Raw genomic sequence first — 14,382 nt, forward strand, 5'->3', positions numbered from 1 at the left:
AAGGGCCGATAGAGCCGGCGTGACGCCCTTTGCCCTCCTTCCCGATCCCGCGACGCCGCTTGCGCGCGAGTCCGCCGCCCAGGCCTTTTCCGACATTCTCGACGGCACGGTGCCCGAGCCCGAGATCGAACGCTTCCTGATCGACCTGTCGGAGCGCGGCGAGACCAGCATCGAGATCGCCGAGGCCGCGCGGGCGATGCGCGCCCGGCTGATCCCGATCACCGCCCCCGCAGGCGCGATCGACGTGTGCGGCACCGGCGGCGACGGGCACCACACGCTCAACGTCTCCACCGCCGTCAGCCTGGTCGTCGCCGCGGCGGGCGTGCCGGTCGCCAAGCATGGCAACCGCGCCGCCTCGTCCAAATCGGGCGCTGCCGACACGCTGGAGGCGCTCGGGCTCGATCTCGATCGTGCCGGCGCCCGGGCCGAGGAATCGCTCCACGAGCTCGGCATCGCCTTCCTCTTCGCCCAGGCGCATCACCCCTCGCTGGCGCGGATCGGGCCGCTGCGCCGCCGCATCGCCCGCCGCACCATCTTCAACCTGATGGGGCCGCTGGCCAATCCCGCCCATGTCCGCCGCCAGCTGATCGGCATCGCCCGCCCCGATTATGCGCCGATCTATGCCGAGGCGCTCCAGCAGCTCGGCGTGGATTCCGCCGCGATCGTCTCGGGCGAGGAAGGGCTGGACGAACTCTCGACCGAGCGGGCCAGCGTCGTGGTCAGCATCGGCAGTTCGGGCCTGCCGGCGCGGATCGTTCCCGAGGATGCCGGCCTGCCCCGCCACCCCCTGGCGGCCATTCGCGGCGGCGGCCCGGAATATAACGCCCTCGCCCTGCACCGCCTGCTCCTGGGCGAGCACGGCCCCTATCGGGACGCCGTCCTGCTCAACGCCGCCGCCGCACTGGTGGTCGCCGGCCAGGCGAGCGACTTGCGCGAGGGCGTCGAGGAAGCCGCCGAAGTGATCGACAAGGGGCTTGCAAAGGCGCTGCTCGACTGCTGGATCGCCTTTTGATGTCCACGATCCTCGACAAGATCATCGCCACCAAGCACGACGAGGTCGCGACGCGCCGCCGCGCCACCTCCGTCGCCGACCTGCACGGCCTCGCCCTCACGCGCACGCCGCCCCGCGGCTTCCGGGCTGCGCTCGATGCCAGGGCCGCGGCGGGCGGCTATGGCCTGATCGCCGAGATCAAGAAGGCCAGCCCCTCCAAGGGCCTGATCCGCGCCGATTTCGATCCGCCCGCCCATGCCCGCGCCTATCAGGCCGGCGGCGCCGCCTGTCTCTCGGTGCTCACCGATCTCGAATATTTCCAGGGGCATGAGGAATATCTGATCGCCGCGCGCGCCGCCTGCGACCTGCCGGTGATCCGCAAGGACTTCATGGTCGATCCCTGGCAGGCACTCGAATCGCGCGCGATCGGCGCCGATGCCATCCTGATCATCGTCGCCGCGCTCGAGGACGCGCAGATGGCCGAGATCGAGGACGCGGCGCTGGGCCTCGGCATGGACGTGCTGGTCGAGGTGCACGATGCCGTCGAGCTCGAACGGGCACTTCGGCTCCGCTCGCGGTTGATCGGCGTGAACAACCGCAATCTCAAGACCTTCGAGGTCGATGTCCAGAAGACCTACGAGCTCGTCGCCCATGCGCCGGCCGACTGCACCTTCGTCGCCGAGAGCGGGCTGAACGGCCGCGCCGACCTGGACGCGATGGCCGCGCACGGCATCCGCTGCTTCCTGATCGGCGAGTCGCTGATGCGCCAGGACGATGTGGAATCCGCGACCCGGGCCCTGGTGGGATGAGCGGGGTGCGCGAAGCCTCCCTCTTTCCCTCGGGGAACGGGAGATGACGGACCTCACCCATCTCGACGAAACCGGCGCGGCGCGCATGGTGGATGTCGCGGGCAAGGCCGTCACCATGCGCGAGGCGGTCGCCACCGGGCGGATCGCTATGTCGGCGGAGGCCGCCGCCGCGATCCGCGCGGGAATGGTGAAGAAAGGCGACGTGCTCGCCACTGCCCGCATCGCCGGGATCATGGCCGCCAAGCGCACCGCCGAGCTGATCCCGCTGTGCCATCCCCTGCCGCTCACCCGCGTCGCGATCGACCTCGCTCCCGACGAGACCGGCGTGACCGTCACCGCCACCGCCGCCACCGAGGGGCGGACGGGCGTCGAGATGGAAGCGCTCACCGCCGTTTCCACTGCGCTGCTCACGCTCTACGACATGGCCAAGGCGCTCGACCGGGCGATGGTGATCGGCGAGATCCGCCTGCTCTCGAAGAAGGGCGGCAAATCGGGCGACTGGGCGGCCTGAGGGCCTATCTCCTTGTGCTCCCCTCCCTGGAAGGGAGGGGGATGAAGAGAAAACGCGTGACAGCGCCTCCATGCCAAGATAGTTAGTCCATAACCTAACTATTAGAGGATGCCATGACCCTTCAGCTCTTCGGCCACCCCTTCTCGTCCTACACCTGGAAAGCACTGATCCCGCTCTACGAGAACGGCACCGCCTTCACCTTCCGCAACCTGGAAGACGCCGCGGCCAATGCCGAGCTGGAGGCGCGCTGGCCGCTCAAGCTCTTCCCGGTCCTGGTCGAAGGCGACCGCACGGTACTCGAGGCGACCGCGATCATCGAATATCTCCACGTCCATCACCGCGGCCCGGTGCCGATGATCCCCGCCGATGCCGATAGCGCCGTGCAGGCCCGGATGCTCGACCGGATCTTCGACAATTACGTGATGGGCACGATGCAGCGGCCGGTGCTCGACGCGCTGCTGCCCGAGGAACGGCGCGATCCCATCGGCCTCGACGAGGCGATGGCGCGGCTCGACAAGGTCTATGCCTGGCTCGATGCCCATCTGGCCGGGCGCGCCTGGGCGGTGGGAGACGGCTTCACCCTTGCCGATTGCGCCGCCGCGCCCTCGCTCTTCTACGCCGATTGGGTGCGCCCGATCCCCGAGGCGCTGGCCGATCTGCGCGCCTATCGCGCCCGCCTGCTCGCCCGCCCGTCGGTCGCCCGCTGCGTCGAGGAAGCCCGGCCCTATCGCGCCTATTTCCCGCTGGGGGCACCGGATCGGGATTGAGGGTCCGGCGCGCGCATTAGGAATTCCGCAACCCTGCGGATTAACCCCGCCTTCAGATCCTGGGTTCCACTATCCGCATGGGCCGGGGCGGGAAAATCATTTATGCGACAAGGACTTGCGTCCTCCACTATTTTCAGCCTGTCGGCCGAGCCCCCGGGCACGCAGCTTCTTGCCGAACCAGGCGAGCATGCCGCATTCGATTCGGCCTTCCTTGCCGGCGAGACCGGCCGCCTGGCTTGCGCGATCCGCAAGCTCAGCGCGGTCGGTGCCATGCTCCAGCTCGATGACGAGGTGGTGGAGGAAGAAGGGCTCCGGCTCGAACTCGCCAACGGCCAGTCGCTGCCCGGCCGCATCGCCTGGACTGAGCAGGGCTCGGCGGGATTCCTGTTCGACTTGCCGATCGACGTGATCGGCACGCTCGCCCGCAATCTCGCCGCCCTGCCCGCCGAACGCCGCTCGGTGCCCCGCGTCGAGCTGCACCAGACGATCTGCGTGCGCCGCGGCAACCAGGTCGAATTCACGCGCAGCCGCAACCTCTCCCAGGGCGGTTGCGGCTTCGAAACCGATATCGCGCTCCAGCTGGGCGATCCGGTGCAGATCAATTTCGACGGCCTGCGTCCGCTCGATGGCGCAGTGAAATGGTCGCAGGGCAATCTCGCCGGCGTCGCCTTTGACGAGGACCTGCCCTGGCAGGTGCTGATGCCATGGCTGCGCCAAGTGCAGCAGACTCCGTCGCACCACACCCGCATCGCGATGATGCACGAGCCGACCGGGCTGATCCCGGACAAACAGGCCATCCGCCTCGACACGCCGGCGCGGGTGCGCGAGGGCGTGCGCTGGTGGAACGTCAAGCTGCGCGCGATCACGCCCCAGCTCGTCGAGTTCGAGACGCGTGCGCCCTTCGCCACGGGCGCCCAGCTGTGGATCTCGCTGCCGAACATTGGCGGCGGCCCGGCCGCGGTGATCGAAACCGACGACCGCCACCGCTTCCTGTGCGAGTTCCGCCTGCCGCTGAAGCAGCACGACCTGGGGCGGATCGCCGGCCGGTCCTGAGGCTGGCGCCGCGCGCGGCGCTGGCCTAGGCCGGATCCATGACCGCCCTCCTGCCCGTCGCCGAAGCCCAGCGTCGCCTGCTCGCGCTCGCCATGCCGGTGGCGGAGGAAACCTGCCCGCTCGCCGAGGCGGCGGGGCGATGGGCTGCCCAGGACGTGGCGGCGCTGCGCACCCAGCCCGCCTCCGATCTCTCCTCGATGGACGGCTATGCCATCCGCTTCGCCGACCTGCCCGGCCCCTGGGAGATTATCGGGGAGAGCGCCGCCGGCCATGGCTTTGGCGGCGGGATCGGCCCCGGCCAGGCGCTGCGCATCTTCACCGGCGCCCCGCTTCCGCTCGGCGCCGACACCGTGCTGATCCAGGAGGAAGCCGCGCGCGACGGCCGCCGCCTCGCGCTCGCCGGCGAGGGCCCGCCACATCCGGGCAGCAGCGTCCGTCCGCGCGGGCTCGATTTCGCCGAGGGCGACCTGCTCATCCGCGCCGGGGAAGCGATCACGCCCGCCCGGCTCGCGCTCGCCGCGATCGCCGGCCATGCCACCCTGCCCGTCCGCCGCAGGGTGCGTGTCGCGCTGCTTTCGACCGGCGACGAGCTGGTCCCCCCCGGCGCCCCGCCCGGCCCCGACCAGATCCCCGAGACCAACCGCCTGCTCCTCGCGGCGCAGCTCGCCGGCCTGCCGGTGGAGCTGATCGATCTCGGCATCCTGCCCGATCGCCGCGACGTGCTCGAAGCGGCCTTCCGCGCGCTCGATTGCGATCTGCTCGTCACCACCGGCGGCGCCTCGGTCGGCGATCGCGATCTCGTCCGCCCCGCGCTCGAAGCGGCGGGCGCGACGATCGATTTCTGGAAGGTCGCGCTGCGCCCCGGCAAGCCGCTGATGGCCGGCCGGCTGGGCGAGGCCGCGATGCTCGGCCTGCCCGGCAATCCGGTCTCGGCCTATGTCACCGCGGCATTGTTCGTCCGTCCGCTGATCGCGCATCTCGCCGGCGCCGCCGATCCGCTGCCGCGCACCCGCATCGTTCCCCTGGGCGAGCCCTTGCCCGCCACCGGCTCCCGCGCCGACTATCTCCGCGCCGAGCTGATCGACGGCCGCGCTCATGCCGCGACGATCCAGGATTCCTCGATGCTGCGCACGCTGGCGCGCGCCACCTGCCTGATCGTCCGCCCGGCAGGGGCTCCGGAGGCGAAACCCGGCGACTCGGCGGAAATCCTCGACATCGCTTGACAAGCGGGCGGAACATTGCAAAAACGTTCCCAGTCTGTTCCAGACCGGGAGAAACTGGATGCTCACGCGCAAGCAGCACGAGCTCATCTGCTTCATTGCCGATCGGCTTGCCGAGACTGGCGTGTCACCTTCGTTCGAGGAAATGAAGGAAGCGCTCGACCTCAAGTCGAAGTCGGGTGTCCATCGGCTGATCTCGGCGCTGGAGGAGCGCGAGTTCATCCGCCGCCTGCCCAATCGCGCCCGCGCGCTCGAAGTGCTGCGCATGCCGGAGCGGGGCGAGGCGAAGAAGCCCGCGACCTCGAGAAATACGGCTCCCGTGGCGGCAACTTCGCCGACTGCCGCGTCGGCAACGCTGCCGCCCCCGGCCAATGACGTGGTGGAGATTCCGCTGCACGGCCGCATTGCCGCGGGCACCCCGATCGAGGCGCTGCAGGATTCGACCATGCTGCCCGTTCCCGCCGCCCTGCTCGGCGCAGGCGAGCATTATGCGCTCGAAGTGGCGGGCGATTCGATGGTCGAGGCCGGTATCCTCGATGGCGATTTCGCGCTGATCCGCCGCACCGAGACGGCCCGCGAGGGCGAGATCGTGGTGGCGCTGATCGACGAGAACGAAGCGACGCTGAAATATTTCCGCAAGGAAGGCGCGATGATCCGGCTCGACCCGGCGAACCGCGATTATAATCCCCAACGCTACCGCCCCGACCAGGTCCGCGTGCAGGGCCGCCTCGCCGGGTTGCTCCGCCGCTACTGACGGCTCAGGCCAGGAACTCGGCCCAGGCGGCCCCGCCGTCGCCGTTACGGCCGAGTTCCGTCCGGCATGTAGGGCGGCTGCACCCTGGGCGGATCGATCCAGGGATGCCGGCCCTGCCCGCGCACCATCGTCACCCGCCCATCGGCAAAAGCTATCGCCACTCCGCCGGTCTTCGCCAGCGCCGGCCGATCGAGCTTGAGCCAGCGCGGCATGCAGCCGGCCGGCAGGCGCCGGTCGCTGATCATCACATCGACGCTGCGGCACAGGGCGATGAACTCGGCCCAGGGCAGTGCATAACCGCTCCGCGTCGCCGCCACGCGCCAGGTGCGGCCGCCGGCCCGATGCTCGATCATGCAGAGGTCCGGGCTGCATCGCGCGCCCGGCTGGTCGGCGAGCGCGACCGGCTCGGCATCGGAGCCGCCCGTCTCGGTCAGCATGTCGCGGGTATAGTCTCCCGCCCGGTCGCGCAGCAGCGCCATGCTGCCATCGGGCATGCGAATCGCGAGATGCCGCCCGTCCCCGGTGACGATCAGATCGGGCGCGGGCGTGGCGAGCATCCAGGCCAGGCCGATCGCCAATGGCGCCGCGCCCGCCCAGCGCATATGGCTACGCCACAGGGCCAGCCACAGGCTACCCGCCATCGTCAGCGCAAAGGCGCCGTGCGGCACGGCCGGCAGCGCCGCCACCGCGCCCGGCGCCGCCGCGGTGGCCCGGGCCAGCCAAAGCAGCAGGTCGAGCGTCCGCGCGGTGAGCCACCAGGCGGGATCGCCGAGCCCGGCCAGGTCGAGCAGCAATGCCAGCGCCTCGAGCGGCATGATCGCGAAGGTCGTGAGCGGGATGGCGACGATGTTGGCGAGCGCGCCGTAGAGGCCGGCCTGGTGAAAGTGGAACAGCCCGATCGGCATCAGTGCCAGCTCGACCACCACCCCGGTGAGCAGCAGCGAGCCGGCACCGCGCAGCAGCGCCACGCCCCGGCCCTCCTCGCGCCTGCCGAACCAGCGATGCATGCGCGGGCTCTCGTGCAACGCGACGATCGCGGTCACCGCCGCGAAGCTCAGCTGGAAGCTCGCCCCCGCCAGCACCTCTGGCCAGAGCAGCAACACGAGCAGCGCGCCCGCCGCGACGAGCCGCAGCGTGATCGCCTCGCGCCCCAGGCTGAGCGCCAGCAGCACCAGCAGCGCGGCGACGCAGGAGCGGATCGTCGGCACTTCGGCGCCGGTGAGCCAGGTATAGCCGATCGCCGCCAGCGCCCCCGCCCCGGCCGCCACCAGCGGCAGCCGCCAGCGCTGCGCCAGCGTCGGGCTCAGCGCGAGCAGCTTGAGCACCAGCAGCATCGCCGCCGCGGTCACCGCCGTCACGTGCAGTCCGCTCACCGAGAGAAGGTGCGCCAGGCCCGAGCGCTGCATCGCCTCGACATCGGCTTCGGCGATCGCGCCTTCGTCCCCGGTGGCCAGCGCGGAGGCGATGCCGCCGCCGCTGCCGGGAATGCGCGACTGGATATGCGCCGAGAGCGTGGCGCGCAGGTCCGCGCCCGATGCCTCGGCATGGGTCACCACCTCCACCGGGACAAAGCCCTTGCCCGTGGCCCCCAGGCCGTTGAACCATGCCGCGCGAGCGAAGTCGTAGCCGCCCGGCACCGATGCGCCCGCCGGCGGCATCAGCCGGGCCCGCAGCCGCACCGTCGCGCCGCGCGCCATGCCTTCGGGCGCGTCCTTCGCCGCCAGGTTCACGCGCACGCGCGGCGGCAGGTCGCGCCGGCCAGGCAACAGCGTCACGCGCACCAGCGCGCGCGCCGGCAGCGGTTCGACGGCCGCCACGCGGCCAGTCATCTCCACCACTGCGGGACGCGCCAGCACAGGCGCCGCGACATGTTCCGCCCGCCACCAGATCAGCGCGCATCCCGCCGCCAGGGCGAGCCCGCCGAGCAGCAGCACCCGCCCCAGCCGCCCCGGCAGCGCCAGCCCCAGCAGCGCCAGCGCGCCCGCTGCGAGCAGGAACCCGGTCCAGCGCGTCGCATCGGGAAGCAGGAACCAGGCGGTGACCCCGCCGCCCAGCGCCACGGGCAGCCAGAGCGGCAACTGCGCCTGTTCCGCCTCCAGCCAGCGCTCGATCGCCGCCCCGGCCTGGCGGAACAGCGCCGCGCCTCCCATTTGAAGGGAGGAAAACCCCGTGCTAGGGGCGCCTGCGGCGGCTGAATGGGCCATCGGAAATCTAGTCTGGGAGCAAGCGCGGTTGGGCGCAACATCTGATACGGGTGCGAAACGGGTCGTCACGCGGTTCGCGCCGTCGCCTACGGGTTTCCTCCACATTGGCGGCGCGCGCACCGCGCTGTTCAACCTGCTGTTCGCCCGCCATCACGGCGGCAAGTTCCTGCTGCGCATCGAGGATACGGATCGCGCGCGCTCGACCGAGCCGGCGATCGCCGCGATCCTCGACGGGATGCGCTGGCTGAACCTCGATTGGGATGGCGACGAAGTCTATCAATTCTCCCGCGCCGAGCGGCACGCCGAAGTCGCGCACGCGATGCTCGCGGCCGGCCATGCCTATAAGTGCTTCGCCACCGCCGAGGAGCTCGAGGCGATGCGCGCCGAGCAGAAGGCGAACAAGCAGCCGCTGCGCTATGATGGCCGCTGGCGCGACCGTGATCCCGCGGAGGGCGGCAACGCACCCTTTGTCATCCGGCTGAAGGCGCCGCGCGAAGGCGCGGTGACGATCGAGGATCATGTCCAGGGCCCGGTCACCGTCAACAACAGCGAGCTGGACGATCTCGTCCTGCTCCGTTCGGACGGCACGCCGACCTATATGCTCGCGGTGGTGGTCGACGATCACGACATGGGCGTGACGCACGTGATCCGCGGCGACGACCATCTGAACAACGCGTTCCGCCAGCTGCCGATCTATCGCGCGATGGCGTGGGAAGAGCCCGAATACGCGCACATCCCGCTGATCTTCAATCCCGACGGCACCAAGATGTCGAAGCGCAAGAACGCCGTGGCGGTCGACGAATATCGCGACCAGCTCGGCATCCTGCCCGAGGCGCTGAGCAACTATCTGCTCCGCCTCGGCTGGGGGCATGGCGACGACGAGATCATCAGCCGCGAACAGGCGATCGAATGGTTCGACCTGGCCGGCGTCGGCAAGTCGCCCTCCCGCTTCGACCTCAAGAAGCTCGAGAATCTCAACGGCCACTACATCCGCGCCACGGACGATGATCGCCTCGCCCGGCTGGTGGCCGCGCGAATCGGTTTCGAACTTTCGGAATCGCAGCTGGATCTTCTGCGCCGCAGCATGGCCGCGCTGAAGCCCCGCGCCGCGAATCTCCTCGAATTGGCGGACGGAGCGGCCTTCCTGTTTCGCACCCGCCCACTGGAATTGGACGACGGTGCCCAGGCTCTGCTAGAGGGCGACGCGCGGGCGCTGCTGGCCCAGCTGCACACCGCGCTTGACGGCGTGGAAAGCTGGGATACGGAAGCGCTCGAAGCGGCGGTACGCACCGTTGCGGAAGATGCGGGTGTCAAGCTCGGTGCGGCCGCGCAGCCTTTGCGCGCGGCGCTCACCGGGCGCCGGACGTCCCCGGGCATCTTCGACGTCCTGGTTCTGCTGGGACGCGAGGAGAGCCTGGCCCGCATCGCTGATCAGATGACCGTGCCGGCCTGATTCCAGGCCCGGCCCAAAGATAGGACGACGTTTATGAGCGATACCGCGAAGCTGCAGGTTCCGGGGAAGGATGTCGAGTATCCGGTCCTGTCGGGCAGCGTCGGACCGGACGTCATCGACATCCGCAAGCTCTATGGCCAGACCGGCATGTTCACCTACGACCCCGGCTTCACGTCGACCGCGTCGTGCGAATCGGGCCTGACCTATATCGACGGCGACGAGGGCGTGCTGCTCCATCGCGGCTATCCGATCGGCCAGCTCGCCGAGCAGTCGAGCTTCATGGAGGTCAGCTACCTCCTGCTGAACGGCGAGCTCCCCTCGCAGGACGAACTCGACAAGTTCAGCCATACGATCACCCGCCACACCATGCTGCACGAGCAGCTGGCGACCTTCTATCGCGGTTTCCGCCGCGACGCGCACCCGATGGCGGTGATGTGCGGCGTGGTCGGCGCGCTCTCGGCCTTCTACCACGATTCGACCGACATCACCGATCCGCAGCAGCGCATGATCGCGTCGCACCGGCTGATCGCCAAGATGCCGACGATCGCGGCCATGGCCTACAAGTACAGCGTCGGCCAGCCGTTCCTCTATCCGCAGAACGACCTGAGCTACACCGGCAACTTCCTGCGCATGACCTTCGGCGTGCCGGCGGAGCCCTATGAAGTGAACCCGGTCGTCGAGAAGGCGCTGGACCGCATCTTCATCCTCCATGCCGATCACGAGCAGAACGCCTCGACCTCGACGGTGCGCCTCGCCGGCTCGTCGGGCGCCAATCCCTTCGCCTGCATCGCGGCGGGCATCGCCTGCCTGTGGGGCCCGGCGCATGGCGGCGCCAACGAGGCGGCGCTCAACATGCTGCGCGAGATCGGCCGTCCGGAGCGCATCCCCGAATATATCGCCCGCGCCAAGGACAAGAACGATCCGTTCCGCCTGATGGGCTTCGGCCACCGCGTCTACAAGAACTACGACCCGCGCGCGACGGTGATGCAGAAGACCGTGCGCGAGGTGTTCGACGCGCTCAAGGTCACCGATCCGGTGTTCGAGGTCGCGCTGCAGCTCGAGGAAATGGCGCTCAACGATCCCTATTTCATCGAGAAGAAGCTGTTCCCGAACGTGGACTTCTATTCGGGCGTGATCCTCTCGGCGATCGGCTTCCCGACCACCATGTTCACCGCGCTGTTCGCGCTCGCCCGCACCGTGGGCTGGGTGGCGCAGTGGAACGAGATGATCTCGGACCCCGAGCAGAAGATCGGCCGTCCGCGCCAGCTCTATACCGGCCCCGTGCAGCGCGATTACGTGCCCGTCGGCCAGCGCTGAGCCGCCTTTCCCGATATCGGGTCGAAAACGCCGTCCCTGCCTTCGCGGGGGCGGCGTTTTCGGTTAACCATCCGCGACCTTCGCTTCGGAGTCGTGGAATGCGCCAGAACATCCTGATCCTCGCCGGCATCCTCGGCATCATCGCGGGCGTGGTGTTCATGCTCCAGGGCCTCGGCATTCTCCATCTGCCTGCTTCCAGCCCGATGATCGGCAGCCAGACCTGGGCGATCCGCGGCGGCGTCATCGCCGTGCTGAGCGCGATCCTGGTCGGCGGGGTCCGCCTCGTCCCCACCAGCGCCGAGCGCAAGGCGGCCCGCCGCGCCGAGCGCGAGGAGCGCCAACCTTAACCGCAGCATACCAACGGGTTCAGCAACGCGACTCAATCGCTTCTCTATCGTTCTGCCCATGCGGGAAGAGAGGAATGGAGAACCGAAATGAACCTTGCCAAGCTGATCGCCGCGGCCGCGCTCGCCACTGTCGGCATCGCCAGTGCCGCAACGCCGGCCGCTGCCGCGCCGGTGCCCACCACCAGCGTGATCGCGCTGGCCGCCGCCGCGCCGGCGGCGCAGGACTGGCGCCAGCGCGATCGTGACCGCCGCCATTGGGATCGCGGCCGCCATCGCGGCTGGGATCGTGGCCGCGGCTGGGACCGTGGTCGCGGCTGGGATCGCGGCCGCTATCATCGCGGCGGTCGCTATTGCCGCACCGAATGGCGCCATCATCGCCGCGTGACGGTCTGCTATCGCCGCTGATCGGGCCTGAGGAGGCCGCTGGGGCGTCCGCCGGGTTCCGGCGGGCGCCCTATTGCCGGATCGGCAGGCTGAACACGAAGCGGGCGCCCTGCCCCGGTGCGCTGTCCACCACCAGGTCGCCGCCCATTGCCCGGGCAAGCCGGCGGGCGATGTAGAGGCCTAGCCCCGATCCGCCGGGCTCGTTCGGATCGACGCGGCCGAACTTCTCGAAGATCCTCTCCTGATCGGCCTGGGCGATGCCCTTGCCCTGATCGGCGACGATCACATGGCCACGCGCCTCGTCGCGCTCCAGCCGGATCCACACCATCCCGCCCTGCGGCGAATAGCGCACCGCGTTGCCGATCAGGTTGACCAGCACCTGCAGCGCGCGGCGGAACTCGCCCTGCACCGGAATGCTCTCGTCCATCGCCGGCCGGTCGATCCGCACCTCGGCCTGGGCGGCGCGCACCGCGAGCAGCCCGGCGGCGCGCCGCGCGACATCGGCCAGGTCGATCTCCTCGTCCGCCGTGCCGAAATCGTCGCGCTCGATCGCCTGCAGGTCGACCAGGTCGTCGACCAGCCCGAGCAGATGCCGCCCGGCATTGGCGATATCGCTCGCATATTCCGCATAATCGGGCTTGAGCGGCCCTTCGGTCTGCGCGCTGATCGAATCGGCATTGGCGATGATCTTGCCGAGCGGCCCGCGCAACGCCCGGTCGAGCCGCTGGCTGAACGAATCGGGGAAGCCGCCAAAGGGCACCGCGGCGGCCGGCACCGGCGCATCCACCTTGGGCGCGGCCGGCAGCGCCTGGTCGAGCATGTGCGCCGCCCCCACGAAGCCGGCGAAGCGGCCACCCGGATCGGTACGCGGCGTGGCGGCAAGCCGCACCATCCGGCCGGTACCGCGCAGTTCGGCCTTCTGCCCGTCGAACCGTCCCTGCGCCGCGACCGCGGAAAGGATCGGCAATTCGCCGGCCTCGTCCTGCTCGAGCCGGAAGAGCCGGGTCAGCGGCTGGCCGAGCATCATCGAACTGTCGAACCCGTAGCGCGCGCCCGCCTCGATCGAGAGGAAGGTGATGCGCAGCGACGCGTCGGTTTCCCACAGCCAGTCGGCCGCCGAGCGGAAGAAGTCGCCGTCGCGCTCAGGCTCGCCCGCCGGGGCGCGCCAGCCCGGCCGCAGCCGCCAGCCGCTGACCTCGAGGCGCACGCCGCCCTGCTCGGGCTCGGCCCGCACCCACAATTCCAGATCGTCCTCACCGTCCGCCGCGATGACGTTGCGCGAGATGGCGATGCCCAGCCGCTGCGAGAGTCTTGCGAGCGTGGCGATCTGCGGCACGGCGAGCGGAGCGCCGATCGTGCCGCCGGCACGCATGTTGAGCTCGAACAGCCGCGCCTCGGCATCGATCAGCCGTCCTTCGGCGTCCAGCCTGGCGATCGACAGGGGCAGCGTGGGGTCGATGACGTTCACTTCGCCCCGCCCCGCTGCAATGCGATCCGCGCCGCGCGATAATCGGGATCGAGCCGGAGCGGCGCCAGCGCATTGCGCGCCTCCGCCGGGGCGATCGCCGCGATGGTGTCGAGCGTGTCGGCGAATTTCTCCAGGTCGCGCCGCGGATCCGCCTCGCTCAGCGCATAGCCGATCTGGGCCACGCCCTCGCGGCCGATCTCGAGCGCGCGCAGCGCCAGCCACAGCCGCTCGGCGGCGGGATCGAGCACCAGATCGCGGGCAAGCGCATAGGGCACGCTCATCGCATGGGCGAGCAGCGCGATGAACAGCACGACCCGCCGGTCGCCCAGCGATTCGACGAGCATGCCCGAAAGCTCGCCCGGCTGGGCGTCGATCGCCGCGGCGAAGCGCATCGCGGCGGCCTCGAGCCGGTCGCCCTCGTCATAGGCGGCGAGGCTGCGCTGGGCCGCATCGCAAAGCGCCCGGTCGAGCGCCTCGTTGATGCCCTCCACGCCTTCGCGGAGCGCGGCGGCCGTCCACCACACCAGCTTGTGGTGCAGTTCGGCGGGAAGCTCGGTCTGGAATTGTCCCACTTCGGGACTCGTCCTGCGGCGACTTTCGGCGATCAGCACGGCCATGGCGCTGGCGGCGACCACCCGGTCGGGGTGCTGGACGAATCGGTTGATCAGGCTGGGCCGCTCGGGATCGTCCGGCGCGCTCATCGGCAGCGCCGTGCCCAGCATCTCCTGGCGCACCCTGGCGATCAGCTCGGCCATCAGTTCGCCGTCGCGCAACAGGCCGGACGACCATAGCCGCGCGAGCACGGCGGTATCCGGCTCGATCAGCGCGCCGACCAGCTCCGCCTCGCCGCGCCCGGTGAGCAGGCGCACCGCATGCTCGCGAATCTCGCCTTCCACGGTCTCCACGAGCCCGCGGAGCAGCGCGGCCAGGCCTGCGCGGCTATGCTCGTCGAGCCGTGCCTCCTCGGGCAGGAAGAAATCTTCGACCGCGACCATCAGACCCCTATAGGCGCGCAGCTCCGCAGCCGCCGCACGTGCGAGCAGCTCCCGGGCGCCGACGGCCGAACCATCGCGCATGTCGACGGGATTATCCGACATCGACCTC

Annotated in this window: 14 protein-coding genes; 11 read left to right on the forward strand and 3 right to left on the reverse strand. The window is 70.0% G+C overall.

What is annotated here, in order from left to right:
- Window positions 1-19 precede the first annotated feature (19 nt).
- The 7 genes from trpD to lexA all read left to right on the forward strand — a co-directional run bounded on the left by trpD (window position 20) and on the right by lexA (window position 6,105).
- The gene (gene trpD / locus CAP40_RS17685) at window positions 20-1,012 is read left to right on the forward strand and encodes an anthranilate phosphoribosyltransferase (RefSeq protein ID WP_086130878.1); all 993 of its coding nucleotides are present in this window, start codon (window positions 20-22) and stop codon (window positions 1,010-1,012) included.
- Window positions 1,012-1,800, forward strand: coding sequence for an indole-3-glycerol phosphate synthase TrpC (gene trpC, locus CAP40_RS17690; RefSeq protein WP_086130879.1), 789 nt, complete (start codon window positions 1,012-1,014; stop codon window positions 1,798-1,800). Before trpD ends, trpC begins: the two co-directional genes overlap by 1 nt.
- Window positions 1,801-1,843: 43 nt before the next feature.
- On the forward strand, window positions 1,844-2,311 hold the full coding sequence (moaC, locus tag CAP40_RS17695) for a cyclic pyranopterin monophosphate synthase MoaC (protein ID WP_086130880.1): 468 nt from the start codon (window positions 1,844-1,846) through the stop codon (window positions 2,309-2,311).
- A gap of 113 nt (window positions 2,312-2,424) precedes the next feature.
- Window positions 2,425-3,078, forward strand: a complete 654-nt coding sequence (locus CAP40_RS17700) for a glutathione S-transferase family protein (RefSeq protein WP_086130881.1) — start codon at window positions 2,425-2,427, stop codon at window positions 3,076-3,078.
- Between the two features lie 102 nt (window positions 3,079-3,180).
- Window positions 3,181-4,131 carry a PilZ domain-containing protein gene (locus CAP40_RS17705; protein ID WP_086130882.1) on the forward strand — a complete coding sequence of 317 codons (951 nt, stop codon included), beginning with the start codon at window positions 3,181-3,183 and terminating at the stop codon, window positions 4,129-4,131.
- A gap of 38 nt (window positions 4,132-4,169) precedes the next feature.
- Window positions 4,170-5,354, forward strand: coding sequence for a gephyrin-like molybdotransferase Glp (glp, locus tag CAP40_RS17710; RefSeq protein WP_086130883.1), 1,185 nt, complete (start codon window positions 4,170-4,172; stop codon window positions 5,352-5,354).
- Window positions 5,355-5,412: 58 nt separating this feature from the next.
- Window positions 5,413-6,105 (forward strand): transcriptional repressor LexA, encoded by a 693-nt coding sequence (gene lexA, locus CAP40_RS17715; protein WP_086130884.1) that lies wholly within the window; start codon window positions 5,413-5,415, stop codon window positions 6,103-6,105.
- Window positions 6,106-6,149: 44 nt separating this feature from the next.
- Here the strand turns inward: lexA and CAP40_RS17720 are convergent, their stop codons facing one another.
- A complete protein-coding gene (locus CAP40_RS17720; RefSeq protein ID WP_179188344.1) occupies window positions 6,150-8,255 on the reverse strand; it encodes a ComEC/Rec2 family competence protein in 2,106 nt (701 codons plus the stop codon).
- 82 nt (window positions 8,256-8,337) lie between these two features.
- Between CAP40_RS17720 and gltX the strand changes: the two genes are divergently transcribed.
- The 4 genes from gltX to CAP40_RS17740 all read left to right on the forward strand — a co-directional run bounded on the left by gltX (window position 8,338) and on the right by CAP40_RS17740 (window position 11,831).
- Window positions 8,338-9,762: a glutamate--tRNA ligase gene (gene gltX / locus CAP40_RS17725; RefSeq protein WP_086130885.1), complete on the forward strand. Its 1,425-nt coding sequence runs from the start codon at window positions 8,338-8,340 to the stop codon at window positions 9,760-9,762.
- Between the two features lie 33 nt (window positions 9,763-9,795).
- Complete coding sequence (locus CAP40_RS17730; RefSeq protein WP_086130886.1) at window positions 9,796-11,079, forward strand: citrate synthase; 1,284 nt, start codon at window positions 9,796-9,798, stop codon at window positions 11,077-11,079.
- 98 nt (window positions 11,080-11,177) lie between these two features.
- On the forward strand, window positions 11,178-11,426 hold the full coding sequence (locus tag CAP40_RS17735; protein WP_086130887.1) for a hypothetical protein: 249 nt from the start codon (window positions 11,178-11,180) through the stop codon (window positions 11,424-11,426).
- An 87-nt stretch (window positions 11,427-11,513) separates the two neighbouring features.
- Window positions 11,514-11,831, forward strand: coding sequence for a hypothetical protein (locus tag CAP40_RS17740; protein WP_086130888.1), 318 nt, complete (start codon window positions 11,514-11,516; stop codon window positions 11,829-11,831).
- 49 nt (window positions 11,832-11,880) lie between these two features.
- On the opposite strand, the gene CAP40_RS17745 is transcribed toward CAP40_RS17740, so the two are convergent.
- Together CAP40_RS17745 and CAP40_RS17750 are read right to left on the reverse strand one after the other, a co-directional pair.
- Window positions 11,881-13,278: an ATP-binding protein gene (locus CAP40_RS17745; RefSeq protein WP_256924339.1), complete on the reverse strand. Its 1,398-nt coding sequence runs from the start codon at window positions 13,276-13,278 to the stop codon at window positions 11,881-11,883.
- Window positions 13,275-14,375 carry a hypothetical protein gene (locus tag CAP40_RS17750; protein WP_086130889.1) on the reverse strand — a complete coding sequence of 367 codons (1,101 nt, stop codon included), beginning with the start codon at window positions 14,373-14,375 and terminating at the stop codon, window positions 13,275-13,277. The genes CAP40_RS17745 and CAP40_RS17750 overlap by 4 nt, the downstream gene beginning before the upstream one ends.
- Between the last annotated feature and the right edge of the window lie 7 nt (window positions 14,376-14,382).

Origin of the sequence: Sphingomonas sp. IBVSS2 (genome assembly GCF_002127225.1) — a bacterium.
In the GTDB taxonomy this organism is placed as follows: domain Bacteria; phylum Pseudomonadota; class Alphaproteobacteria; order Sphingomonadales; family Sphingomonadaceae; genus Sphingomonas.

Bases quoted from the DNA above. Each gene is read 5' to 3' on its own strand.
- CAP40_RS17720 (WP_179188344.1), bottom strand. From the start codon at position 8,255: ATGGGAGGCGCGGCGCTGTTCCGCCAGGCCGGGGCGGCGATCGAGCGC.
- trpC (WP_086130879.1), top strand. From the start codon at position 1,012: ATGTCCACGATCCTCGACAAGATCATCGCCACCAAGCACGACGAGGTC.
- CAP40_RS17735 (WP_086130887.1), top strand. From the start codon at position 11,178: ATGCGCCAGAACATCCTGATCCTCGCCGGCATCCTCGGCATCATCGCG.
- moaC (WP_086130880.1), top strand. From the start codon at position 1,844: ATGACGGACCTCACCCATCTCGACGAAACCGGCGCGGCGCGCATGGTG.
- CAP40_RS17750 (WP_086130889.1), bottom strand. From the start codon at position 14,375: ATGTCGGATAATCCCGTCGACATGCGCGATGGTTCGGCCGTCGGCGCC.
- glp (WP_086130883.1), top strand. From the start codon at position 4,170: ATGACCGCCCTCCTGCCCGTCGCCGAAGCCCAGCGTCGCCTGCTCGCG.
- CAP40_RS17705 (WP_086130882.1), top strand. From the start codon at position 3,181: ATGCGACAAGGACTTGCGTCCTCCACTATTTTCAGCCTGTCGGCCGAG.
- lexA (WP_086130884.1), top strand. From the start codon at position 5,413: ATGCTCACGCGCAAGCAGCACGAGCTCATCTGCTTCATTGCCGATCGG.
- CAP40_RS17730 (WP_086130886.1), top strand. From the start codon at position 9,796: ATGAGCGATACCGCGAAGCTGCAGGTTCCGGGGAAGGATGTCGAGTAT.
- CAP40_RS17700 (WP_086130881.1), top strand. From the start codon at position 2,425: ATGACCCTTCAGCTCTTCGGCCACCCCTTCTCGTCCTACACCTGGAAA.
- CAP40_RS17740 (WP_086130888.1), top strand. From the start codon at position 11,514: ATGAACCTTGCCAAGCTGATCGCCGCGGCCGCGCTCGCCACTGTCGGC.